Origin of the sequence: Aneurinibacillus sp. Ricciae_BoGa-3 (assembly GCF_028421645.1) — a bacterium.
Lineage (GTDB): Bacteria > Bacillota > Bacilli > Aneurinibacillales > Aneurinibacillaceae > Aneurinibacillus_B.
This window is the reverse complement of record NZ_CP116887.1, coordinates 3,880,008-3,904,100: the sequence shown is the minus strand read 5'-3', so window position 1 is coordinate 3,904,100 and position 24,093 is coordinate 3,880,008. Positions and strand designations below refer to the sequence as shown.

Here is a 24,093-nt window from a genome sequence, read left to right as displayed (position 1 = left end):
AATTGTCAGCATCAACCATTGAATTTCCCTTCTTTATATTCTTTTACCCAACGATATATTATAAAGCTGTTTAAATGGTGTTTCCTAGCTACAGAGCTTGGGCTTTTAGTCTCAAGAGCTTGTCTTATGACCTCACGTTTAAAGTCTATTGTATATTGTTTTTTACTCAAAGTAGGAACTCCTTTCGATAGTCCGGCCATCATAATTGTGCGCAACAACCTTAGATCCGTGACTTTGTGTCCTCACCTTTGGATGAGTTTACCTTTTCGATGGTTTAAATTTCATACACAGAATATATCAAAAGAATGTTAATTCAGTGTAAAACGGATAAAAGTTGTTATTTTCAAAAAACATTTGTCCTTTTATTTATGATCCCGCTAAGGTGATATTCCGCCTTATGCTACCCATTTCTCATTTTGCATCTTAAAGCAATAAGATTATTAAGAAATACATACTTATCGGTATTTGGGTAACACTAGCTTAAAAGCGCCATCATTAGAGGAAAGAGTGAGTCGAGTGCAGGATTCGGTTAGAAATAAAATTCAAACCATATATGATTCCACTGAGAGAATGAATAGAGAATATTTGGCGATTTGGAGAGATCATATTCTTTTCTCATGGGAATGGTGGGTCTGTCTCTTGCTTACGATTGTTCCGTGGATGGCATGGGTAAAATTCAGAAAAAAAGAAAGCTCGGATCGCTTGCTATATGCAGGTTTCTTTGTCTTAATCATTAGTTCATACCTTAATTTTCTTGGCATTTCATACGGTTTATGGTGGTATTTAGTTGATGTCATACCTACTGTTCCTTCCTTCGTTGTATGGGATTGCTCGGTGCTACCTGTCATGAGTATGTTGTTTTTGCAATACAAACCGGAATATTCCCCTTACATAAAGGCGCTATTGTTTTCACTCTTTAATTCTTTTGTAGCAGAAACCATTTTTCGTTGGATCGGTTTTTATGAGCCCAAAAACTGGAATTCCCTCTACTCTTTCCCTTTGTACTACTTGATTTATATGATGGCTGATTACTTAAGTAGAAGAAATGCATTTGTAAAAATCTAATCGATGTAATTATTTACGTTTTCCCATGTAAACGGTCCATTTTCAAGTCTGCATTGGCCAAACCCTTATTTGCATACCCTCCTTATAAGGGGGGATACGAGATGCACGTCAAATTAATAAAGAGCGACTCTACTCGCAAAAGAATGCTTGCCTGCTATGTTTATCTAAAAGATAAGTATAGGAGGGATCTGTGTGATCGGGATTTATGCACGGGTAAGTACGGAAGAGCAGGCGAGGAGTGGATTCAGTCTAGAGAGCCAGGTGAGGGAGTGCAGGAAGAAAGCTGGAACAACGGAATGTAAAGACTATGTCGATGATGGGGTGTCTGGAGAATTTTTAGACCGTCCAGCTTTGGCACGGTTGCGGCAGGATGTTCGAGATGGATTGATTAGAAAAATTGTCTGCCTAGATCCGGACAGATTATCGAGAAAGCTCATGCATCAGCTGCTTATTACCGAAGAGTTTGATCGAAGAGGAATTGAACTTGTGTTTGTCAGCGGTGATTATGCGCGTACACCGGAAGGACAGTTATTTTATAGTATGCGAGGCGCTATTGCGGAGTTTGAAAAGGCAAAAATCAATGAGCGAATGAGTCGAGGCCGCCGGGAGAAGGCGCGCCAAGGACGTGTCCTGCGTGATTTTCAAATATATGGATATAGTTACGACAAAGAAAAAGAGCAAATGATCGTGAAAGAAGATGAAGCAGCTATTGTGCGGATGATTTTTAATATGTTTACCAAACCTGGCCAAGTTAAAGGAATGAACGGAATTGCGAATCACTTAACAGCTAACAGCATACCCACAAAGAAGGGCAAAGGTGTCTGGCACCGACAAGTTGTACGGCAAATACTCATGAATGAAGCTTATATAGGAGAGTTTTACCAGAACAAATGGAACACAGAAGGTATGCTTGGGAATAAACACAAAAGCCCGGATGAGCGTGTTGCAATGAAGGAGAGACCGAGGGAAGAATGGATCTTGATTCCCTGTCCACCAATTGTTGACCAGGAAACATTTGACCATGCACAGAAGCTTTTGCAGGATTCCAGAAGACGCTGGGCTAAAAAAGGGGTATACCAATATCTTCTTAGTGGACTGGTTCGATGTGCTGATTGCGGAAATACCCTTACAGGCCGGCGTGCAAAGAACTGGGGAAAATATGAGTTTGAGTATACAGACATTAAAAACAGCGTGGGTGCCAAAGAAAGAGGATGTGGAAGAAGGTTAAAAGCCGTAGATTTAGAAACTCAGGTGTGGGAAACCATTCGCTCTTGGTTAGAACAACCTGATGAAATAGCTGCAGCAGTAGAAGCGGATACCGAACGCGAAGAAATTCCGTATGGACAGACAGAATTAACAAGATTAGAAAAAGAGATTGAAAAGGCTAAGGAGGGACGAAAAAGGATCGTTTCATTATTTGCCGCTGGTTTAGACATAAGTGAAGCAGAAGTACGCGAAACAATGCGGGACCTTAAGGAAAAAGAAGAAAAGTACACAAAGCAATTAGCAGAACTGAATTCCAAAATGAAAGAATCTAAACAAGCTAGATTTAATCAGAACTTGCTTAATGAGGCAGCTGAGTACTATTTAACTAAGCGAAAAGATGAGTTGACGTTTGACGATAAGCAGCAGCTTATTCGTCAGCTGGCACGTGAGATTATCGTGTACGAAGATCATATCGAGATTTTTACATACTAAGCACAACTATTGACTTGAGAATCGAAATTCTTATGCATCTTCGTTCACTTAAGAAGACAAAAAAGGATGTTTCCCTGCACGACCCAATTGGAACCGATAAGGAAGGCAATGAAATCTCACTGCTCGACATACTCGGCACAGAAGCTAATGAGATTGAGGATAAAGTCGAACTCGAGCTGGAAAAAACCAAAATTTATAAGCACATCCACATTCTCGACGAGCGTGAAAAAGAAGTGATTATTGGACGCTTCGGACTTGATAACGAAGAAGAAAGAACGCAGCGAGAAATCGCGCGCGACTTAGGCATTTCCCGCTCGTATGTATCCCGCATTGAAAAGAGAGCGCTAATGAAGCTGTTTCATGAGTTTTACCGGCAAAATCAAAGCGTTGTCAAAAATTGATAAAGTATCCGCATCCTTCTGCGTGGATGCGGGTACTTTATTTCGTAAGCAAGGACGCGCTTTAAGAAAACTTGACATCCATAGTATATAAATGTATATTAACTTATGAAAAGTAACTAACTAACACCACGGTTAGGGGGCAACAAGATGGTTCCATCTTTGTTTCTGGCGCATGGGTCACCTATGCTTGCTATAGAAAATAATGATTACACACGTTTTCTTAAGCAACTGGGGGAGTACATTAAACCAAAAGCGATTGTGATTTTCACGGCACATTGGGAAAGTGATATTCTTACCATTTCCGATGTGGATGGCGTGTACGAAACGATTTACGATTTCTACGGTTTTCCAGACGAATTATACGCGATTAAGTACCCAGCTAAAGGTTCAGCACAATATGTTTCACTGCTGGAAAAGCGGTTCACGGACCAGGGGATTCTAGTAAGAAAGGACACGGAACGAGGTCTGGATCACGGATCCTGGACGCTTCTGTCCCGTATGTATCCTCAGGCAGATATACCCGTTGTGCAAGTCTCCGTTAACCCTTACCTGTCCGCAGAGGATCAGTATAAAATCGGCCAGTCGCTGCAAGGGCTTGGACAGGAAGATATATTGGTGATCGGCAGCGGCGTTACCGTTCATTATTTACGGATGGTAAATTGGGGGCAGAAAACGCCTGAGCCATGGGCTGTAGCGTTTGATGATTGGCTCATTGAGAAGATGCAAAACAAAGATTGGGACGGGCTTTTCCACTACGAAACAGCACCGAATGCCCGGCTCGCCGTTCCGAGGCCCGAGCATTTTGTCCCCTTCTTCATTGCAATGGGAGCTGGTGGCCCTAATACCGACGCTAAGGTTATCCACCGTAGCTATGATTTGGGAACGTTAAGCTACCTTTGTATGCAATTCTAGAATCGAACACAAAACCAATAGCACATTAAATCAACAAGTTAGGGCGCAATAAGACCCCGGCTCTTCAATGAGTACGGGGTCTTTGACTGCCTGTCAAACAGGCGTTTGTTCTGTCTTCTGTGTGAAATGCAGGTAAATCCCTGCAATCACGCAGATGAATATGATGCTAGCAGCGGTCCACTGGGCGGTGGTCCAATTAAAGAGAAAACGTGGCGAATCCCCACGCAGCATTTCCAGCAGAAACCTGCCTGCGTTATAGAGAACGTTATAGATCAGGAATAAATATCCACGCTTCATGCGCTTCTGCAGCAGCATAAATAAAATGGCGAAGAATATGACATCCATTTGCCCTTCCCATATTTCGGCCGGCCATAGGGGCTTGTTGCCAAAGGTTTCCCGGGCGTTCGTTCCCTCTGGGTATAAGATCCCAAAGTTTCCGCCTGTTGGATCGCCAAAGGCATCCCCGTTCATCAGGTTGGCATCCCGCCCGATGCTTTGCCCCAGTATGAGCCCAGGGGCACACAGATCAGCCAGCTCCCAAAACGACAGCTTGTGCTTTCGAACGTACCAGATGGCCACCAGAATGGCGCCGACAATCCCGCCTTGAATGGATAATCCGCCGTGCCAGATGGCAAGAATCTCACCGGGGTTTTTAGAGTAATAATTCCAATCGAACAGAAAAACAGCCCAGAAGCGAGAACCGATAATAGCGCCAAAGAACATGGGTGCAGCAAGATTTAATAGGTGCTCCCCAAGCTCTTCCTTGTTCCGAAGTTTCGCCAGTGTATAGCTGACACCGAGGCCAAGCGCAAAAGCCAGCGCAAACAGCAGGCTATAGGAGCGGATTGGGAAGGAGCCGACAAAGCCAAGATATTGGTGCAATATAAAAACTCCTTTTATGTATCTACTTTGTATTTCGTTCTCTTAACTTTAAAATGAAAAGTCATTTTGTTCAAGTTTCAACCTGCCATTTTTCCTCCGACTCTACTTGAATCCCGTTGCGAATCAACAGTGCCGCTGCTACACCTACACCCGGCTGCTTCGTCCTGGAAAACGTGCCATCGTAGATCCCTGTGCTGCCACATGATGGACTTCTTTCTTTCAAGATGGCATGCGTAGCCCCTGCCGCCTTCGCAATTCGCAACGCCTGGCGTGCGCCTTGCAGGAACTGTTCCGTTACATCCTGTCCAGTGTTATCCACCACTCTAGCTTTCCCATCAAGGACATCAAATCCGTCTCCTCCCACAATCTCCGCCGGGTTGCGAGGTGTAGACAATCCGCCAAGCTGCTCCGGGCACGCGGGAACGGCCCTGCCCTCCTTAATGAGCTGTTCAATTTCCTCTTTATAATTGGCTTTCCCGTCGTAGCGGCATTCGCATCCCATGAGGCAGGCACTGATTAATTTCATTTAGCAATCCTCCCTTTAATTCCGATATACATAAATGAAGTTTATTGGCAGGCAACATAATTTTGTTGGTTATGATTGGGGTTTCAATCGTGCAGCTTACGGTCCCAATATACCAGAGAAAAAGCTAGTCAGGCAATGGCAACTCGTGTTTCTTTGGTGCAGTAAAAAAGCAAAACCAGAAGCCAAAAATGACCATTCGGGCCAAATTAATTGTTTCGTTCATCGCGGCTCTCCTGCTGCCTGGGGTAATGATTGGAGGAATTGCTTACAATACCGCCCGCAACAAAGTGGATGACCAGATGTCTGCCGACGTGCGTGCAAATGTGCACCTACTTGACAATCTCATCACAAATACAATAAGCCCGGAGTTTAAAGACGTTGAATATCTGACCAATTCAGCCGCTATTAAAGCGGCCGGGGAAACGCCTTTGCTGTGAAAGCAGCTTAACTCCTATTCGAAGGCACATCCTGAACTTATGCATACATATGTTGGCACCCAGACAGGTCACATGATATTATCCCCAAAAGACGTGCTTCCAAAAGGCTATGACCCAAGAACGCGTCCATGGTATAAACAAGCAATGGATAATAAAGGAACTGTTGTGGCCACTGATCCGTACGTAGACGCCATCTCAGGGAACATTGTCGTGACGATTGCCCGGGCCACAGATGATGGCGCAGGTGTCGCTGCGGTTGACTTGAATCTGGCTAAACTGTCTGAAACAGTTAAGGCAGTACAAATTGGAAAAAGCGGTTATGCATTTCTGTTGGACAAAAATAGCAATACGATTGTTCATCCAACGATAAAACCAGGTGATAAAGCTTCCGGTACACAGGTAACAACCATGTACAGCAAGCCATCCGGCGAATTTGATTATGATTACAATGGCACGCCAAAGAAAATGGTATTTGCCACAAACGAAGTAACCGGCTGGAAAATTGCAGGTGCTCGTTGAGATTAACCAAATGTCGGCTAAACTATCCCATGCTTCGAATGATTTAGCGGAGGGTGCTGCGCACACAAATCAGGCAACTGAGCAAATTGCTGCTACAATTGAGGAGGTATCTGCAGGGTCGGATAAGCAGGCGCAAAGTATGCATGCCGTGTCGCAGACACTGGGTCAGATGTCCTCTGCTGTCCAGCAGATTGCGGTGAATTCCCAGCAGGTTTCCCAATCTTCCCAGCAAGCGGCTGATCTAGCGGAATCCGGAAACACGGCGATTCACACGGCAGCCAGCCAGATGGTATCTATCAATCATACGGTCAACCACCTGTCCTCAACCGTTAAAAGGGCTCGGGCACCGGTCACAGGAAATCGGTCAGACCCATTCAGGAAGTTGCTTCCCAAATTGAGGAAGTGTCAGCAGCCGTGCAGCAGATGTCTGCAGGTTCGGAAGAAGTGCTTCACTCGTTTGAACAACACGCGTCTATTACGGAAATAACGGCGTCCGGTACGCAGAGCGTATCGGCTGCAGCGGAAGAACAGCTGGCCTATATGGAACAGCTATCCGCATCTGCTTCTTCTTTATCTAAGATGGCGGACGAACTGCATCGGATTGTTACAGGATTTAAAATCGACTGTGAATAAATTATGTGTTTGCATCGCAATGTGGTACGATAATCTCAGCAATATAATTTCACTCAGCTTCAGGAGATGAATATTGATGAGCGAAAACAAAAATTTCCGGATTGAAAAGGACTTTTTAGGAGAAAAGGAAGTACCGATTCATGCTTATTACGGCGTCCAAACACTGCGCGCGGTAGAAAACTTTCCGATTACCGGTTACCGCATTCATGAATCGCTTATTTCTGCGATGGCCATTGTAAAGAAGGCTGCAGCGCTGGCTAACATGGAAACGGGGCAGCTCAATCCGCGGATCGGAAATGCAATCGTAACGGCCGCAGAGGAGATTATCAATGGAAAACTCCATGACCAGTTTATTGTAGACCCGATACAGGGCGGAGCCGGCACTTCGATTAATATGAATACCAACGAAGTGATTGCCAATAGAGGGCTGGAGATTCTGGGTGAACAAAAAGGTAACTATTTTCAATTAAGCCCGAATACACATGTGAACATGGCACAGTCAACGAACGATTCGTTTCCTACCGGCATACATATCGCAGTGCTAAGCATGCTGGAGAAACTGCTTGCAACCATGCAGCAACTTCACGATACGTTTGGAGAAAAGGCAAAAGAATTTGACCATGTAATTAAAATGGGGCGCACACATCTTCAGGACGCAGTGCCCATTCGCCTCGGGCAAGAATTTGAGGCGTACAGGCGCGTTTTAAGCAGAGATATTAATCGTATTCGCCAGTCCCGCCAGCACCTGTATGAGGTCAATATGGGTGCTACAGCGGTCGGTACCGGGTTAAACGCAGAGCCGCGCTATATTAAGAGCGTTGTAAAGCATCTCGCAGACATCAGCGGGTTCCCGCTTATCGGCGCAGAAGATCTAGTGGATGCCACACAGAATACGGATTCCTACACTGAGGTGTCTGCTGCCCTTAAAGTTTGCATGATGAACATGTCCAAAGTGGCCAATGACTTACGGCTTATGGCCTCAGGTCCCCGTGTTGGACTCGGCGAAATTCAGCTTCCTGCCCGGCAGCCTGGTTCATCCATTATGCCAGGCAAAGTAAACCCGGTTATGGCAGAAGTGATTAATCAGGTCGCTTTCCAGGTGATTGGAAATGACCATACAATCTGTCTGGCTTCAGAGGCAGGTCAATTGGAACTCAATGTGATGGAGCCTGTACTCGTGTTTAATCTGCTACAATCCATCAATATTATGAACAACGCTTTCCGCGTGTTCCGTGAATATTGTGTGAAGGGAATTGTCGCCAACACGGAAAAAATGAAAGAATATGTGGATAAAAGTGTCGGTGTTATTACCGCCGTTAATCCGCATCTTGGGTATGAGACCGCGGCCCGCATTGCCCGGGAAGCCATTTTATCCGGTAAGTCGGTAAGAGAACTTTGCTTGTACTACAATGTTCTAACAGAAGAAGAACTGGACTTGATCCTGGATCCTTATGAAATGACCCACCCGGGAATTGCCGGTGCTTCGCTGTTATTCAAAGATTAAAAAAGGGTTATTTTTAGGAAGGTGTGCAGTCTGAGCACCTTCCTTTTTGTGTATATGTAAGTATATAAGTAAGCAAAAATAGATCCCCCCACAAAAGCAAAGGTGCATACGAATCATATAGGAAATAACAGGGAGGGCGCAACAACATGAGAAAATGGTTTAAAAGGCCGTATTTTATTATAGCTGCCATGTTGGTTCTTGCAATTGTTACGCCTGTGCTGGCATCGGGGATTATGCAGAAGAAGCCAACGACAAGCACGGCAGCTGTTGATCATGTGAGCCGTGTTACGGCACAGCCGCTCACAAATACTACAAACGCAACTACGGTACAAACACCCCAAAAAGATCAGAGCAGGGTAACGATGACGCCGCTTGATAAAACGTTGGATCAAGTAAAGGCGCAAACCAGCAATCAACAGCCGGTGGCACCAACGCATCGGGCAAACACAGCGTCTGGCTCTTCTCAGTCGGTACCTCCGCCGTCCAACCAATCCGCCGGATCTACAGACTCTGCAGTACAACAGAATTCTCCGCAACAGCAAGGGCACCAGCTGAGCGAATCGTCTATCGCACAGTTAAAACAACAGGGTCTGAGTGAGGGGCAGATTAAAAAAATAAACGAAATTATTTCATTGGGGATCACCGAGGATCAGTTGGCTAAATTGTTGAATGAAAAGGGATATGCTAACATTGCAGCAGCCTTAGCGCATCAGCGCAATGAGGTTCGTAAAACAGATAAAGGCGAGAAAAAGGAAAAAAATCACGAGGATAAGCACCATAAGGTGAAGCACCAAAAGCATGGGGACGAAGGTGACGATTAAGGCGGGAAGATATTGGGGCAAATATATATCGAAGGGAGACGAATAATAGTAACAAACAGGGGGTGAGATAATGGCACAGGGAAACAGAAACAGGCTGCTTGTTCCCCAAGCGGGGCAAATTCTGGATCAATATAAGTATGAAATCGCCACCGAGTTTGGCGTTCAGCTAGGGGGAAATACCGTATCCCGGGCAAACGGTTCAGTTGGCGGGGAAATTACGAAGCGGCTTGTGCAGATGTCCCAGCAGCAGCTTGCAGCAAATAGCACACAAAACAACCAATAACCGCAGGAAGAGCCAGCTTTCAATGAAAGCGCTGGCTCTTTTGACTTTACATGGTGACGGAAACAGGTTTGACAAGATAGGCGATAACTTGAGCAACCGCGCTTTCTCCCTGATCGATGCAGTCTGGAAGCCCCACACCATAATAGGGCGAACCTGCAAGAAATAGGCCGGGCAGATTCTTGGCAACATCTTCTTCAAGCTGCGCAATACGCTGTTTGTGGCCCACTACATATTGTGGCATCGATTGTTTCCAGCGTGTCACAATGGAGAACTCTGGCTGTTGATTGATCTTCATAATCTTATTCAAGTCGTTCATAACTGTGGCAATAATTTCTTCATCGGATTTAAAAACGATCGATTCATCGTTGGCCCTGCCCACGTAAGCCCGCAGCAGTACTTTGCATTCCGGGGTGGAATGCGGCCATTTCTTGTGGGTCCACGTGCACGCGGTGATGGTATAATCCGCATTTCTTGAAACGACAAATCCAGTGCCATTAATGTCTTTATTGATTGCGGATGCCGGAAAGGCAAGCGCAACGGTGGCAACGGATGTCGTCGGAATCTCATCCAGCAGTTTCGTAAACGGATAATCTTGAAGCGCCCTGTGGGTCGGTCCGGGCGGTGTGGTCATGACAACAGCGTCTGCATGCAGAGTTGAGCCATCATCGAGTAAAATGGTGTACCCGTCTTCTGTATGGATCACTTTCTTAACCGGCGTGTTCTTCTTAATAGAAGAAGGGTCCAGCTTATTCTCAATGGCGTCCACGAGAGACTGGAGCCCGCGTTTTAGAGTGAGAAACGCGCTGGATTGCTTTTTGTCGCCGGCAGACTTTGGCTGCTTCGGCGTAGTAGAACGCATGCCAAGGATGAGGCTGCGATATTTCTTCTCAACCGTATGGAACTGCGGGAAAGTGGACAGCAAACTCAGCTGATCGATATCGCCTGCATAAATGCCCGAGAGCAGCGGTTCAATCAGATTTTCTACCACTTCATTGCCCAGCCGGTGCCGGAAAAAATGCCCCAGCGATTGATCTTCTTCTCCTTTACTCGTACGAGGCAATACAAGGTCGGCAGCAGCGCGCAGCTTGCCAGCGGGTGAAAACAGGCTGGTTGTGGCAAAAGGAGCAAGCTTCGTAGGAATTCCCATAATGGAGCCGCCAGGAATCGCGTACAGTTTATCGTTGTTAAGTATATAGGCCTGTCCTGTATGGTTGCGCACCAGCTCCTGCTCCAGCCCCGCCTCTTTGATTAAACGGGAAGCACTGGTTTTCCGGGCGAGGAAAGAGTCTGGTCCTTTCTCTATGACAAATCCATTCGTATAATCGGTCTGAATTTTACCGCCGAGGCGGCCCGTGGCTTCAATCAAAACATATTCGATGGGGAGGTTGTTTTCCCTAATTTCCTTCTGCAAATAGTAGGCTGTTGTCAGGCCGGTGATTCCAGCGCCGATTATAGCTACCTTCTGTTTGGTGATCATTATCATTCACTTCTTTTCTAAATAAGCTTTTTTTCCACAGCGCATGCCAGCGCCTCAATAAAACGGGGATCGGTGTTTGGCATGGCAGGCCTGTAATAGCGAATGCCAAGTTCATCTGTCAGCTTTTTGCACTCATAATCATTATCATAGAGGACTTCCAGATGGTCCGCAACAAAGCCGATCGGACAAAAAATCATCGAAGTGTATCCTTCTTTATGAAGCTCGCGAATTTTATCCAGTATATCTGGACCCAGCCATGGCTCCGGCGTGCGGCCGGCGCTCTGCCACGCCGTTGTGTAATGGGCTATGCCGGCTCTTTCTGCGATTAATTTTGCGTTATCAGCGATTTGGCCCGGATACGGATCCTTCATTTGAATAATCTTCTCCGGGAGGCTATGGGCGGAAAAAATCACAATGGTGTGCGCTTTAGCTTCCGTGGGTATCTGATCAAATGTATCGCGAATCCGGTCGCTCCAGAAATCCAAAAAGGATGGCTCGCTATACCAGCTATCAATGGATGTGATAGCCGGCCCGCCGATTTTTTCGCTTTCTTCATGAGCGCGGTTATTGTATGAATCTGTGCTGAAGGTCGATTGATGCGGAGCAAGTACGATACTGATTGCTTGTTCGATCCCATCTTCCTTCATTTGCTGTACAACGTTTTCAATATAAGGCTCTATATGCTTTAAACCTACGTAGGCTTTAAATGTTACATTCGCGTGCCTTTCATTTAAACGATATTCAAGCTGTTCCGCCTGCTCCTCCGTAATGCGGGAGAGGGGGGAGACGCCTCCTATAAGTTTGTAGCGCTCAATGAGAGTGTCCAAAAGCTCAGGTGTAGGCTTCCGCCCGCGCCGGATATGCGTATAATACGGCTCGATTTCATCGATATTTCTCGGGGTGCCATAGGCCATAACCAGCAGGCCGATTTGTTTATCCGCAATTTGTCTGTCCGCCATTTCACTGCCCCCTATCGCTTAATTTTTGAAGAGTATTCATGGACGAAAGCGGTGAGGCGCTTCAGTGTTTCCGCTTCTACCTGCGGATACACACCGTGTCCCAGGTTGAAAACAAAGTTAGGTGTTTCCATACCCTGATCCAGTATTTCCTTCGTCTTTTTTTCGATTTCGTTCCACGAAGCTAGCAGCAGGCCGGGATCAAGGTTGCCCTGAACTGTACGTGTTACGCCCTGCTGGCGTGCCGAGCGAATACTCGTTCTCCAATCCAGCCCAATTACATCAACCGGCAGCTTGTTCCACTCCTCAAGCAGATGTCCTGCGCCTACGCCAAACATAATTTTAGGGGCATCCAGTTCTTTAACGCCGGTAAAAATTTTATTCATCACCGGCGCGACGAATTCCGCATAATCTTCAGCGTTTAACGCGCCGACCCAGGAATCAAACACCTGCACAGCCTGAGCGCCGGCCTCAATCTGCGCCTTGAGGTATGTAATACACATGTCGCCTAGACGATCCATCAACAGATGCCATGCCTCCGGGTTGGAATGCATGAAAGACTTTGTAAAGTAGTAATTTCTGGACGGGCCGCCTTCTATCAGGTAGCTTGCAAGTGTAAACGGTGCGCCGGTAAATCCAATGAGCGGTACGTTTAGCTGCTCCCGAAGCAGTTTCACCGTATCAAGAATATAGGGGATGTGCTCAGATGGATGCAATTCTCGAAGGTTTTTTACATCTTCCAAAGTTCGAATGGGATTGCTGATAACCGGTCCAATGTTTGATTTAATTTCAACATCAATACCCATAGCAGGCATCGGCGTCATGATGTCTGCGAACAGAATCGCTGCGTCCACACCAAGCTGGCGCACCGGCAGCAGCGTAACTTCCGTGCAAACCTCCGGATTATGGGTAATCTCAAACAGGGAGTACTTCTCGCGAATTTTGCGATATTCGGGCTGGAACCGTCCCGCCTGGCGCATATACCAAACCGGAACATGTTCGTGTTCTTCTCCTTTGCATGCTTTTAGAAAATTATCATTAAATGGCTTTAGGCTCATTCTTCCACACCTTTCCTCATCATAAACCCGGTTTCTTCCTGTATGTACAATAGCACAAACTCTATAAAATAGCACTTAGGTCACGCTTTTTCACTCATTATGAAGTATGCTGTCGAATTCACGGATTAAGCTAATTATAGTGTAACGGAAAAAACAAGCTACACACACTCAAGATATTGACATATTTCTTAAAAATAGAAACAAATTTATTACTAAATCTTTATCTTTTGTTTACATCAACTTTTCAACAATTATGTAACCTTGACTGTAGAACCACCAAAAAACCATTCAGGGCATGTATAAGTGGGAAACCTGGAAAAACCATTGCACAGCCATTAACTTGGATAAGGAGGGGTTATGGAAGTATCATCAAAGGTTTTCAAAACGCTGTTAGGAAGAAGAAAATCCCAGACTGCTATTACAATGGGAAAGAGTATATGGCGTCGGCCATTGTCTGTTCTTGCCCCTGCCACCTTGCTTATAATGTGGCAAATCTTGGTCATGATCGGTATATTGGACAACCGATTTTTTCCTGCTCCAACTGACATTTTTAAACAAGGATATGAAGATTTTGTATCCGGTCAGCTGGCAAGTGATCTCGCAATCAGCCTTATCCGTCTGTTTATTGGTTTTATAGCAGGTGCGGTGCCAGGTATTGTAATAGGGCTTAGCATGGGTCTTTTTAAGCCTGTTCGTTATGTACTGGACCCGATTGTGGCGTCAACCTATCCGATTCCTAAGCTCGCCCTCATGCCTTTAATCATGCTGATGTTTGGTTTAGGTGAGATCGAAAAATATGTTGTTATCATGCTTGGCGTATTTTTTCCTGTTTTAATAAGTACGGTTACAGGAGTCTTACAGCTTGATGAAAAGTACATGGACGTGGCAAGAGATTTTGGGGCGTCTCGGAAACTTTATTATACGACAGTAGCATTGCCGGGTTCTTTACCCATGATTTTTACGGGCCTAAAATTAGGGCTTGGCATGGCACTTCTTTTTATTATGACAGCAGAGATGGAAGGTGCCACAGGAGGCATCGGTTATCGCATCTGGATTTCCTACAGCCTTTTCCAAATTAAGGACATGTATGTTGGCTTTATCGCGATGGCTTTAATCGGTTATTTTTCCAACCTCTTGCTTGATGAACTCGAAGCCAGGATTGTACCCTGGAAAGGCTAGGATACACGTGAGACTTAAAACCGAACGCTTAGGAGTTTTAATATGAATACCATTTCATCGATTACATCACCTGCCGAATCTATGTGTCACCAAACTGAACAGGCAGGCTACAAGATTAAATTGCAAGCAATCAGGAAGGATTTTCGAAGCCAAAACAAAATTTTAACCGCCATTGAAAACATTTCCCTAGAAATTAAAGAGGGTGAATTCGTTTGTATTGTGGGCCCCAGTGGCTGTGGCAAGACAACACTATTGCGGATTGTGGCCGGGCTGGAAGAAAAAACTTCCGGAACGGTTTCCATTATGCACAGAGATTGTGCCAACCCTTTGAAATCCACCGTTTTTCAGGAGCATTCCATTTTCCCCTGGATGACCGTCCGAAATAACATTGCCTATGGGCTTAAAATGCGTAAAATGCCGAAAAAATTAATGAACGAGATAACGGATCACTATATCCATAAAATTGGTTTGAATAAGTTTTCTGACGCCTATCCCCACCAATTATCCGGAGGCATGAAACAGCGTGTCAGCATTGCCCGGGCATTTGCGAATGATCCTGAAATTCTTTTGATGGATGAGCCGTTTTCAAACTTAGATGAGCAAAATCGGTTTATCCTGCAAATGGAGTTATTACGAATCTGGGAAGAAACCCGCAAAACGGTGGTGTTTATTACGCACAGCATTGATGAAGCGATTTTCTTGTCTGATCGGGTTTTTGTTATGACTGCCCACCCTGGAACAATAAAAGCAAATTTCCCCGTAAATTTTCCGCGCCCCAGAACGATTGAAGAAGTACGCCAAAGCGAACAATTTCAGCATTTGCTTAGCGAAATCTGGGCTCTTCTTAAAAGTGAAGTGGCAAATTAATAAGGGTATAGTTCCCGAAATGCAAACACGGAACGAATACACCATGAACAAAAAGGAGAAAAAAATTGAAGATAAAAAAATTAGTCCCTATCTTAACCGCAGGTATCCTATTGACAGGTCTTACAGCAGGCTGTGGATCGAATTTTTCCTCGAATGCGTCTGCAAGCGCCCCGGCAGGACAAGATACAACCGATGCAAAGCAACTGCAAGTAGTTAAAGTTGCGATGGACGATCCCTCACCTGCCATGGCTGGAATTGTGCTGGCCGATAAATTAGGTTATTTCAAAGAACAGGGAATTAAGCTTGAACCTGTGAATTTTTCTTCTGGATCAGATTCAATGACTGGGCTGGCTGCTAACCAGGTTGATGTCGCTACAGGTTTAATTTCCGCTTACATATTTAATGCAGCCCAGCAGGGTTTGAATATTAGTATCGTCGCTGACCAGGGACGGAATCAGCCAGGAAAAGGCTTTTTTGAGTTTGTATTACGAAAAGATTTAGCAGACAAAGTTAAGGATTATTCTCAGCTAAAAGGACTTACTTTGGGGATTGCTTCTAAGGGAAACATTAACCAATTAGTATTGGATAAGGTGTTAGAAAAAGGCGGATTAACGGAAAAAGATATCAACCTTAAGGTGGTTGATGATTTCCACGACTTTAATACGGCTATGGCTAACAAAGCTATGGATGGCGCAGTCCAAATTGAACCGAATATCAGCGTAGGCAAAAAGCAGAATATCCTGGTTCCTTTCAAAGATTCCCAGGAATATGCGCCCAATGAACAGACGGGTGTGATCATGTACAGTCCCGATTTTGCCAAGAAAAAGCAATTGGCGACCCACTTTATGATTGCTTATTTAAAAGCTGTGCGGTCATTCGATAACGCCTTTCTTTTTGGCAGCGTGGACAAAGCTAAAGTAGGGAAAATAATGTCGGAATACATGAAGACGCCAGTTGAACAGTTAAACCAAATCAATATGCCACTGCTCGATCCAAATGGTTACATTGATCCAAAAGCCATTCAGTCGGATGAAGACTGGTATATGAAACAAGGCACTGTCAAACAATCTGTACCCGTAGAGAAGGTTCTGAATCCTCAGTTTGTCCAAGCCGCTCTTCAAAAAATTGGTGAATATAAAAAGCCGTAATGTGTTTGCCTTTCACCTTTTGAACATTCCCATAACCGGAAAGGGCAGAGGCAACCATTTGGCATGTTAAGGTTTACTTGTATAGAACAAAAACCCGGTTTCCCCGGGTTTTTGTTCTCCTATAGGAAAGTATATTTTACTTTAACGTGTTGAAGTACGTTCAGCGATTTTTTAAATGGGACCTCCGGTCCCAAAACACTCAAGAGAAACATCGTGAGGCGCATGTGCGCACCTTTCTTTCCCCTTGTGGAGCGTGTGGAACAGAGGACGAAAAGGACCGGCAACTGTGTCCATCATTGAGATACCCAGATGTTTTGCCGGTCCGTCCGTCGTTCCACAAAGCGGCCGTAAAAAACTTCTATGAGGGGAAAGGAGAGAGCGGCATGGCCCGCGATGTTTTTCTCATTATCGAGACAAGTATTCTTCAAGCGTGATTCCTTTGGCAGAGATTTCCTCAGCAATTTTAACGCCCACATAGCGAATGTGCCATGGCTCATAGGAATAGCCCGTAATTTTTTCTTTTCCCTTCGGATAACGGATGATAAAACCGTAGTGCGGGGCGTTTTTGGCCAGCCATTTGCCTTCCGGGGTGGCCCCGAAATTCTCTTCGAGGCTAAACCCGACCCGGTGGCTTGTCAGGTCAATAGCCAGGCCTGTCTGATGTTCGCTTTCACCAGGTATGGCGCTGGTCTTGTTGGCCACAGCCTCTCCTTTTTCTTTGGCGTTTTCATCAAAGATTGCTTTCTGGGTGGCATAAGAGCGGTATGCGGACTGGCCGAGAAGATCGACTTTGTCTTTTTTGGCCTGTGCAAACAGCTGTTCAAGAGCGTGGGCAGCCTGCTTGCGCATCAGCTTTCTTGGACTTTTTCCTGGGAAGGAAAAAGGTATATTCGGTTGAATTAAGTCCGGTGGAGTGTATGTAGGGAGAATGGTTCTCTTTTTATTGACGACCACAAGCATATCTGTCATATTTGTTACTTCTGCCACGCCCCTGTCGTTTATCTTTACAGTCCGGGCCAGCGTAGGCAGGGCCGCAGCCTCAGGAACAGGTTTCTTTACGGAAGGCTGAGCCGCACTATGTGTTTCCTGCTGGTTTTTTGCCGGTGCGTCTTTTGAACAGGCTGTTCCAATGGTGGATGCGGCGAGAAGGGCCATGGTAATTTGTATTGCTTTTTTCACGTTTCTAAAACTTCCTCTCCGTGCATGTCTTTCGTAACTCAACTACTAGAATATCAATTTTTACGCACAGTTGCACGCATTTCCGCCAGACCGCGTTTAAAAAAAACGCTGAAGCCACTCGAATATTTTAATAAGAAGTGCGGTTATTCCAGCCGCCATCAGCGGGCCAACCGGTATCCCGCGAAGCAGTACAATGCCGATTATGGAGCCGATAACAAGTCCAACGATTAAATGAGGCTGGGCGCGCAGCACCTCAAGCCCTTTTCCGTTCATGTAGGTAGCGAGCGCGCCGCCTGTAAGAGCAAGAACACCAACCAGCGTTGTAAATAAAGGTACAATTTCCTTCCAGGAAATCTTTTCACTTGCGAATGGCACAAGCACTGAAATCGTCAGAAACAACAGCCCAAGTTCCATACCACGCCTTTCAACGGAAGGAAAGTAGCGTTCAAGTGACGTTAGTTTGAGCACAAGCAAAATACTGGACGCTGTCGCAATAATGGGAGAGCGGCCGATTAGCCCGATAATGATCAAAACAACCAGCATCAATTCCCCTGGTAAGACCGGCATAATTATCAAACCCCTGTCCATTGGCTTCTCATCACTATTTATGAGAGATTGCAGGGGAGTATTCTTTTTTCCTTCACAATTGGCACAATCTTTTCAAGATCGAGCTGGCTGCAGTACAAAATATCGGGTGTATGATGGTGCTGTACCAGGCGCCTGCCTGTGATGGTATGGAACAGGCAATCTGGAAATTCGGGGGCAAGGTTGAGATACCCCGCTTCCAGTGCGGAGCCGAGATCGCACACCTGAACTTCCGTATTTAGTTCGCGGGCTTTGTGGACCATGCAGCCGGCCGCAAGTCCGTCCTCAAGCGCAAACTCCTGACGGGTTCCCGCGCAGTACAGGACAATATCATGCTTTCGGCGCAGTGCCTCCTGAATGCAGGCTGTAGCATTTAGGAAACAGCCGATCAATACGCAACTCGCCCGCGCCGCTTTTTGAATGGCCCTTGTACCGTTTGTTGTTGTCAAAACAAGCTGCTTTCCTTCTGGAGAAGAAGCGGCGGCGATAGCAGTGGGCGAGTTGTTGTAATCAAACTCATTTAAGGATTTGCAATGCCTCTCTCCGGCTAACACAATATCCTTTGCCCGCAATGCATAAGCCTGGCCGACTGTTTCAACCGGTATCACGGAGGCAAAACCGGTGGATAGAGCCGTTACAATTGTGCTGGATGCACGGAGTACATCAATGACGATTGCTGTTCGGTTATGCAACTGCTCATGCCGGATTTCCTCGACGGTAGGGACGACTTCAATGCGCATGTTCTATCCTTCTTTCCCTGGGCTTATGCCTTTATTGTATGCAGATTCACAAACAGCCGTGAATAAGACTATAACGGTTCGTCCATGCATAGGATGTGGTAAAAGGGGGGGAGACAGGTGCTGCAAAAAGCCGTTCTAGGTATGGCAACACTTCGGATCTTTTCGGGTTCGCTCGAAATTATTGCCGCACTCATCATTCTGCGATTAAATAGTGTGGAGAAAGCGCTGGTAGTGAACTCGGCGCTTGCGCTGGTTGGGCCGCTGGTGCTGCTGACGACCACAACCATCGGGCTAATCGGAATGGCCGATAAAATAAGCCTTTCGAAAATAGTGTGGATATTTGCGGGAATCGCCTGCATCTTTATCGGAGTGAAAAAATAGAATTTGTTATGTAGAAGAAAGGGACAAGGAGATAGACAGCCGGCTGCAGGGAGAGATAGGAATTCCCCGCCGGCTGCAATCATTAAGTCTAACCATGAATCACTTAAAGAAAATATCCCATAGCTGTTTGCCAATCAAGAGGGCCGTAACGAAGATAAAAAGTGGGCGTACATAGGTGCTTCCTTTTTGAATGGCGACCCGGGAGCCTACGAGCGCACCGAGCACCATAGCCAGCCCCATTAGAATGCCATAGGTGTAGTTCACGCACCCTAAGGCCATAAAAGTAGCCAGCCCCGCAATGTTGCTTCCGAAATTCAGCACCTTTGCGTTGCCTGCTGCGCTGACAAAATCGAAGCCAATCATGAGAAAAGCAAACAAAAGAAAAGACCCGGTGCCCGGCCCAAAAAATCCGTCATAAAACCCCAGTGTGAGGGCTGCCAGAGCGGTCAAATACGCCACTTTGGTGGTCAAGCCTTTATAGGTGGACTGCTTTCCCCAATCTTTCTTTGTTAGTGTATAGATGGTTACAATAACCAGCAGAATAATCACCAGCGGTTTTAGAAATTCAGGGGGGATCTGTTTTACCGTGTAGGCGCCCAGGGCCGAACCGATTAAAGAAAGAGGAAATAATTTCAGGACAAGACGAAAGGTAATCTTCCCTGAGCGCATAAAAGATAGCGTGCTCGTTAAGGAGGACATAGTGCTTGCCAGCTTGTTGGTTCCAAGAACCACAGATGAGGGCAGGCCTGTAATCAAGAGGGCAGGGGTGGAAATAAGCCCGCCACCGCCCACAACAGAGTCAATAAAGGAAGCGATAAAGCCAGCCCCCAGAAGAAAAAAAAGCATGTGCATACTAATATGTTCCACGAATATAACCTCCTAAAACTGCCCGATCGGCATAACTCCAGTATAGTGGCTTTGGTAACAATAGTAAATTGTGAACTGGTTTCTAAGCGCAGGCCTGGTTGCGAGTCAACAACTATATCTATACTGCTAGAGACAACACTGGTATAGACAACTAGATCAATTTTTGTGGTGTACAATCGGTTGAGCAGTGGAAAGGGTAGATAAACCGTTCTTCGGCGGGGAACTGTTACAGATTAAGGAGTGAAAACATGGATAAAGCCGAAAAAGTCGCGCCCATTATTATCCGAGGCGCCGCAGTGTACAGCGAGAAAGGTATCGAGGAAGCAGGTTATATTCTAATAGAGGATGGAAAAATCGGTTCGATTGGGCGGGGCATTCCTGAACAGCAGAGTGGGGCTCTGGTTCTTTCATTTCCTGCGGCATACAAAGTCGTCCCAGGTATGATCGATCTCCATATTCATGGTGCGGCCGGGGCGGATGTAATGGATGCCAGCCGAGAAGCGCTGAAGACGATTGCAGCCCAATTGCCGGCCGAGGGAACAACCGGCTTCCTGGCTACTACCATGACCCAGACAGAAGATGCGATTGAGAAAGCGCTGGGAGCGGTTGCGGGCTATATGGCGAACCCTGCCGGGGCAGGTGCGGAAGTGCTTGGCGTGCATCTGGAAGGGCCGTTTATTTCGCCGAAAAGAGCAGGCGCACAACCTGTCCATCTCATTCGCGAAATGGATATTGGTACGTTTGACCGGTGGCAAAGCATTTCCGGCGGCAACATCAAACTTGTAACGCTTGCACCGGAACGGCAAGGCGGCCTGGACTTTACGAGGCATCTTGCTAAACAGGGCGTGGTCGCTTCTATTGGCCACTCGGATGCAACGTATGCCGAGACGGTAAAAGGGATTGAAGCAGGCATAACCCATGCAACCCACTTGTATAACGGGATGCGAGGTCTGCATCACCGGGATCCTGGAGTTGCGGGCGCTGTACTGCTTTATAAGGCAGTTAAAGCTGAGCTGATTGCAGACGGAATTCATGTCCACCCTGATATGGTTTCTCTCACCTATAAAAATAAGGGTTCTGAAGGCCTCATAATCATAACCGATGCAATGCGGGCCAAATGCCTTGGCAGTGGGACATATGAACTAGGCGGGCAGGAGGTTCGCGTCGGCAATGGCCGGGCGACCCTGGCAGACGGTACGCTGGCAGGAAGCGTACTGCAAATGAGGGATGCTGTCCGAAACACCATCGCGTATACCGGCTGTTCATTGGAGGAGATCGTTCAGATGACCTCTACTAACCCTGCACGCCAGATTGGTGTTTTTGACCGGAAAGGGAGCCTCGCGGAGGGAAAGGACGCGGACATTGTCGTGCTTAATGAAGACAACGGTGTGGTGTTGACATTGTGCAGAGGGAGAATTGCTTACAAGGAGACCCGTTATGAAACTGAATCAGGTACAGAACTATGACGAAATGAGTAGACAGGCTGCTTCCATACTGATCAGCCAGGTCAGGCAAAATCCTTCGAGCACCCTTGGGCTTGCTACGGGGGGAACGCCCCTTGGCATATATGCATGCATGGTTGCCGACCACAGGGAGAATGCCACATCATATGCCCAGGTTTCAACAGTGAATCTTGATGAATACGTTGGATTAAAAGAAAGCGACTCGCAGAGTTATCATTTTTACATGCAGAGAAACTTATTTTCGCACATCGATATCCCCAGAGATGCGACACATATCCCGAATGGTATGAGCCCGGATCTTTTGGCTGAGTGCCGGCGCTACGACGATCTTTTAAACAGCCTTAATGGCGTCGATATTCAACTTTTGGGAATTGGGGCAAACGGACACATTGGATTCAATGAACCGGGAACTTCTTTTCAGGCGAGGACGCACATCGTCGAGCTGACGGAGACAACCCGCGCGGCGAATGGTCGCTACTTTCCGTCTCTTCAGGATGTACCGCATAAAGCCATCACAATGGGGATCGCGTCGATCATGGAAAGCAGGCACATCCTGTTGCTCGCGTCGGGCACCAACAAAGCAGAGGCTGTTTATGCTTTGTTTTGTGATGAAGTCAGTGAACAAAATCCGTCATCCATCCTAAAAAAACACGCGAATGTCACCGTGATAGCCGATGAAGCCGCGTTAATCCTTGCAAAGCAAAAGGGATGTGTCGAACACCCAAGAAAAACATCGTGAGGCGCATGTCCGCCGTCGTTCCACAAAGCGGCCGTAACAACTTCTGTGAGGGGAAAGGAGAGGGCGGCATGGCCCGCGATGTTTTTGTCATGTTTTTTTGATAAATAACATAAAGAAACTGATTACACTGATAAGGCCGAACACCGGGTATAAACGGTGGACGAGATTTGAAAACCCGAATTGACTGATGGCGCAGCAGAGCACAAGAAGGATGAATATTACGGTTTTTTCCTTTATACTCGGAAGCATACTTGTCATTTGCCGTGTTAATCCGAAAACATTCCCAATAAGGGTTGTCAGTATCTCTCCCAGAATTACCAGGTTAAATAGTGCATATAGAATAAATCCAAATTTTTTTACGATAATGGACATGGGGATTTCTTTGCCTGTGATCTCATTGAGGTGCAAGCTTAGCGTGTAATTACTTAAGAATAGGAGCAGTCCTAAACCGATTCCAGCAATCACAGCGCCTCCTCGTATTACGCTTCGATCATCCGCTTCACGTCCCAGAGGAACAAGGACGGCGAAAGCTAGCGTGATGTTAAATGACGCATATAGAAACGGCGAAACAGCCCAACCTGCTGTATGGTTCAGCGCAGTATAAGTAACAGGTCCAGCGTGAAGAAATGTTTTGAGCCCGATAAGTATATTAAAAAAAATCATAACAGGGACAACGATCATGTTAACGGTGACTAACGCTTCCATGCCCCTGGCCGTCACAAGATACACAAACACTAAAGCTGCCAGGATGCTAAGCTGATAAGCCCCGCCAAAGAACTGCTGGAATAAGGCGCCGACCCCTGCCAGCATCACACCTGTGATACAGACCAACATAAAAAATGTCATGCCGTTAACCCAGCGCCCTATCTTTTTTCCAAACAGATAGTAATTGAATTCATGATAGGAATAAGCCTGGATCTGGCGGGAAAGAGACATAACCTTATCACCTGATACGATAAGCAGCAGCATGCATAGCGGGATAATGAACAGGCTCTTATCCCCATAGCGGGTGATAAAGTGGAAAATCTCCTGCCCGCTGGCAAATCCCGCTCCCACAACTGTTCCGATATACGTAAAGCCAATTTGTATCATCCGAATCCACTTGTTCGCTTTCCTCACCCTCTTCCTGCCTTTCGCTTCTCTATATTCTTATTAGATGGAATGGACAAATATAAATCTTTTCGTTACTTTCTCATAAACTTCATTTAAAATATAAAAAGATCAGGAAAACAGGAGGATAAAGGGAATGAAAAAGTTTTTAAAGGATTGGGTGCCTGTTCTGCTCCTGGCATTCATATTAAGCACTGCCATCCGAACCTATGTGGGCGAAGCAGTTGTCGTCCCGTCGGAATCCATGGTTCCAACCATCCATGTAAATGACCGGCTTGCCGTTAATAAATTAATAAAACCGGATAACTTAAAAGATGGAGACATCGTTGTGTTTTACCCCCCTTTGAAGGACCAGGCAAATGAACGTTTTATCAAACGTCTGATTGGAAAGGGCGGAGACACCATTCAAATAAAGAATCATTCGCTTTATCGGAATGGAAAGAAAGTAGATGAACCCTATATTCGTGAACCGATGAACTATGATTATGGCCCAATAACCGTTCCAGCCGGAAAGTTCTTCTTCCTTGGGGATAACCGAAATCAAAGCTATGATTCGCATTTATGGCCAACGCCATTTGTAAGCAAAGATAAAATCTGCGGCAAAGCTTTTTTGAAATTCTATCCGCTCACTGATATTAAAATCATGAAGTAAAAATAAGACGC

27 protein-coding genes, 1 pseudogene and 1 riboswitch are annotated in these 24,093 nt (G+C 46.1%); of the genes and pseudogenes, 17 read left to right on the top strand and 11 right to left on the bottom strand.

Features of this window, described 5'->3' with window-relative positions; genetic code table 11:
- Nucleotides 1-11 precede the first annotated feature (11 nt).
- Entirely contained in the window at nt 12-170 is a 159-nt protein-coding gene (locus PP175_RS19855) for a transposase (protein WP_272439965.1), read from the bottom strand.
- Between the two features lie 13 nt (nt 171-183).
- A riboswitch (cyclic di-GMP riboswitch) is annotated at nt 184-273 on the bottom strand.
- Between the two features lie 243 nt (nt 274-516).
- Here PP175_RS19855 and PP175_RS19850 point away from each other — a divergent pair.
- The 4 genes and pseudogenes from PP175_RS19850 to PP175_RS19835 all read left to right on the top strand — a co-directional run bounded on the left by PP175_RS19850 (nt 517) and on the right by PP175_RS19835 (nt 4,076).
- Complete coding sequence (locus PP175_RS19850; RefSeq protein WP_272439964.1) at nt 517-1,065, top strand: CBO0543 family protein; 549 nt, start codon at nt 517-519, stop codon at nt 1,063-1,065.
- Between the two features lie 192 nt (nt 1,066-1,257).
- Nucleotides 1,258-2,763, top strand: a complete 1,506-nt coding sequence (locus PP175_RS19845) for a recombinase family protein (protein WP_272439963.1) — start codon at nt 1,258-1,260, stop codon at nt 2,761-2,763.
- Between the two features lie 23 nt (nt 2,764-2,786).
- A pseudogene (locus PP175_RS19840) lies at nt 2,787-3,164 on the top strand (sigma-70 family RNA polymerase sigma factor); the annotation flags it as partial.
- Between the two features lie 147 nt (nt 3,165-3,311).
- Nucleotides 3,312-4,076 carry a DODA-type extradiol aromatic ring-opening family dioxygenase gene (locus tag PP175_RS19835; RefSeq protein ID WP_272439961.1) on the top strand — a complete coding sequence of 255 codons (765 nt, stop codon included), beginning with the start codon at nt 3,312-3,314 and terminating at the stop codon, nt 4,074-4,076.
- Nucleotides 4,077-4,169: 93 nt separating this feature from the next.
- Here PP175_RS19835 and lgt read toward each other — a convergent pair whose 3' ends face one another.
- Together lgt and PP175_RS19825 are read right to left on the bottom strand one after the other, a co-directional pair.
- Nucleotides 4,170-4,958: a prolipoprotein diacylglyceryl transferase gene (gene lgt / locus PP175_RS19830; RefSeq protein WP_272439960.1), complete on the bottom strand. Its 789-nt coding sequence runs from the start codon at nt 4,956-4,958 to the stop codon at nt 4,170-4,172.
- Between the two features lie 70 nt (nt 4,959-5,028).
- Nucleotides 5,029-5,484 carry a 2-thiouracil desulfurase family protein gene (locus tag PP175_RS19825; protein ID WP_272439959.1) on the bottom strand — a complete coding sequence of 152 codons (456 nt, stop codon included), beginning with the start codon at nt 5,482-5,484 and terminating at the stop codon, nt 5,029-5,031.
- Between the two features lie 188 nt (nt 5,485-5,672).
- Between PP175_RS19825 and PP175_RS19820 the strand changes: the two genes are divergently transcribed.
- From PP175_RS19820 to PP175_RS19795, 6 genes are all read left to right on the top strand, one after another.
- Complete coding sequence (locus PP175_RS19820) at nt 5,673-5,921, top strand: hypothetical protein (RefSeq protein WP_272439958.1); 249 nt, start codon at nt 5,673-5,675, stop codon at nt 5,919-5,921.
- A 39-nt stretch (nt 5,922-5,960) separates the two neighbouring features.
- Nucleotides 5,961-6,440 (top strand): cache domain-containing protein, encoded by a 480-nt coding sequence (locus tag PP175_RS19815; protein WP_272439957.1) that lies wholly within the window; start codon nt 5,961-5,963, stop codon nt 6,438-6,440.
- Nucleotides 6,441-6,854: 414 nt separating this feature from the next.
- Nucleotides 6,855-7,073 (top strand): hypothetical protein, encoded by a 219-nt coding sequence (locus PP175_RS19810; RefSeq protein WP_272439956.1) that lies wholly within the window; start codon nt 6,855-6,857, stop codon nt 7,071-7,073.
- Between the two features lie 76 nt (nt 7,074-7,149).
- Nucleotides 7,150-8,577, top strand: a complete 1,428-nt coding sequence (aspA, locus tag PP175_RS19805; protein WP_272439955.1) for an aspartate ammonia-lyase — start codon at nt 7,150-7,152, stop codon at nt 8,575-8,577.
- Nucleotides 8,578-8,723: 146 nt separating this feature from the next.
- Nucleotides 8,724-9,398, top strand: coding sequence for a hypothetical protein (locus tag PP175_RS19800; RefSeq protein ID WP_272439954.1), 675 nt, complete (start codon nt 8,724-8,726; stop codon nt 9,396-9,398).
- Between the two features lie 70 nt (nt 9,399-9,468).
- Nucleotides 9,469-9,681 (top strand): alpha/beta-type small acid-soluble spore protein, encoded by a 213-nt coding sequence (locus tag PP175_RS19795; protein WP_272439953.1) that lies wholly within the window; start codon nt 9,469-9,471, stop codon nt 9,679-9,681.
- 46 nt (nt 9,682-9,727) lie between these two features.
- Here the strand turns inward: PP175_RS19795 and hemY are convergent, their stop codons facing one another.
- From hemY to hemE, 3 genes are read right to left on the bottom strand one after another with little or no spacing between them, the layout of a single operon-like run.
- Nucleotides 9,728-11,158, bottom strand: coding sequence for a protoporphyrinogen oxidase (gene hemY / locus PP175_RS19790; protein ID WP_442870392.1), 1,431 nt, complete (start codon nt 11,156-11,158; stop codon nt 9,728-9,730).
- A gap of 17 nt (nt 11,159-11,175) precedes the next feature.
- Nucleotides 11,176-12,102: a ferrochelatase gene (gene hemH, locus PP175_RS19785; protein ID WP_272443331.1), complete on the bottom strand. Its 927-nt coding sequence runs from the start codon at nt 12,100-12,102 to the stop codon at nt 11,176-11,178.
- Between the two features lie 26 nt (nt 12,103-12,128).
- Entirely contained in the window at nt 12,129-13,172 is a 1,044-nt protein-coding gene (hemE, locus tag PP175_RS19780) for a uroporphyrinogen decarboxylase (RefSeq protein ID WP_272439952.1), read from the bottom strand.
- A gap of 357 nt (nt 13,173-13,529) precedes the next feature.
- Here hemE and PP175_RS19775 point away from each other — a divergent pair, with 357 nt between their 5' ends.
- The 3 genes from PP175_RS19775 (at nt 13,530) to PP175_RS19765 (ending at nt 16,366) form a co-directional block, all read left to right on the top strand.
- A complete protein-coding gene (locus PP175_RS19775) occupies nt 13,530-14,351 on the top strand; it encodes an ABC transporter permease (RefSeq protein WP_272439951.1) in 822 nt (273 codons plus the stop codon).
- A gap of 42 nt (nt 14,352-14,393) precedes the next feature.
- Entirely contained in the window at nt 14,394-15,218 is an 825-nt protein-coding gene (locus PP175_RS19770; RefSeq protein ID WP_272439950.1) for an ABC transporter ATP-binding protein, read from the top strand.
- Nucleotides 15,219-15,283: 65 nt separating this feature from the next.
- Nucleotides 15,284-16,366: an ABC transporter substrate-binding protein gene (locus tag PP175_RS19765; protein ID WP_272439949.1), complete on the top strand. Its 1,083-nt coding sequence runs from the start codon at nt 15,284-15,286 to the stop codon at nt 16,364-16,366.
- A gap of 405 nt (nt 16,367-16,771) precedes the next feature.
- Here the strand turns inward: PP175_RS19765 and PP175_RS19760 are convergent, their stop codons facing one another.
- From PP175_RS19760 to PP175_RS19750, 3 genes are all read right to left on the bottom strand, one after another.
- Entirely contained in the window at nt 16,772-17,545 is a 774-nt protein-coding gene (locus tag PP175_RS19760; protein ID WP_272439948.1) for a M15 family metallopeptidase, read from the bottom strand.
- Between the two features lie 96 nt (nt 17,546-17,641).
- Nucleotides 17,642-18,112, bottom strand: a complete 471-nt coding sequence (locus tag PP175_RS19755) for a DUF441 domain-containing protein (protein WP_272439947.1) — start codon at nt 18,110-18,112, stop codon at nt 17,642-17,644.
- A 38-nt stretch (nt 18,113-18,150) separates the two neighbouring features.
- Nucleotides 18,151-18,870 carry a 2-phosphosulfolactate phosphatase gene (locus tag PP175_RS19750; RefSeq protein WP_272439946.1) on the bottom strand — a complete coding sequence of 240 codons (720 nt, stop codon included), beginning with the start codon at nt 18,868-18,870 and terminating at the stop codon, nt 18,151-18,153.
- A gap of 117 nt (nt 18,871-18,987) precedes the next feature.
- Here PP175_RS19750 and PP175_RS19745 point away from each other — a divergent pair, with 117 nt between their 5' ends.
- Nucleotides 18,988-19,251, top strand: a complete 264-nt coding sequence (locus PP175_RS19745; protein ID WP_272439945.1) for a YqhV family protein — start codon at nt 18,988-18,990, stop codon at nt 19,249-19,251.
- A 99-nt stretch (nt 19,252-19,350) separates the two neighbouring features.
- On the opposite strand, the gene PP175_RS19740 is transcribed toward PP175_RS19745, so the two are convergent.
- A complete protein-coding gene (locus PP175_RS19740; protein WP_272439944.1) occupies nt 19,351-20,118 on the bottom strand; it encodes a sulfite exporter TauE/SafE family protein in 768 nt (255 codons plus the stop codon).
- A gap of 248 nt (nt 20,119-20,366) precedes the next feature.
- Here PP175_RS19740 and nagA point away from each other — a divergent pair, with 248 nt between their 5' ends.
- Both nagA and nagB read left to right on the top strand, forming a co-directional pair.
- A complete protein-coding gene (nagA, locus tag PP175_RS19735) occupies nt 20,367-21,584 on the top strand; it encodes an N-acetylglucosamine-6-phosphate deacetylase (protein WP_272439943.1) in 1,218 nt (405 codons plus the stop codon).
- A complete protein-coding gene (nagB, locus tag PP175_RS19730; RefSeq protein WP_272439942.1) occupies nt 21,556-22,320 on the top strand; it encodes a glucosamine-6-phosphate deaminase in 765 nt (254 codons plus the stop codon). The genes nagA and nagB overlap by 29 nt, the downstream gene beginning before the upstream one ends.
- An 87-nt stretch (nt 22,321-22,407) precedes the next feature.
- On the opposite strand, the gene PP175_RS19725 is transcribed toward nagB, so the two are convergent.
- Nucleotides 22,408-23,439: a YkvI family membrane protein gene (locus PP175_RS19725; RefSeq protein WP_272439941.1), complete on the bottom strand. Its 1,032-nt coding sequence runs from the start codon at nt 23,437-23,439 to the stop codon at nt 22,408-22,410.
- Between the two features lie 127 nt (nt 23,440-23,566).
- Between PP175_RS19725 and lepB the strand changes: the two genes are divergently transcribed.
- Entirely contained in the window at nt 23,567-24,082 is a 516-nt protein-coding gene (lepB, locus tag PP175_RS19720; protein WP_272439940.1) for a signal peptidase I, read from the top strand.
- Nucleotides 24,083-24,093: the final 11 nt, after the last annotated feature.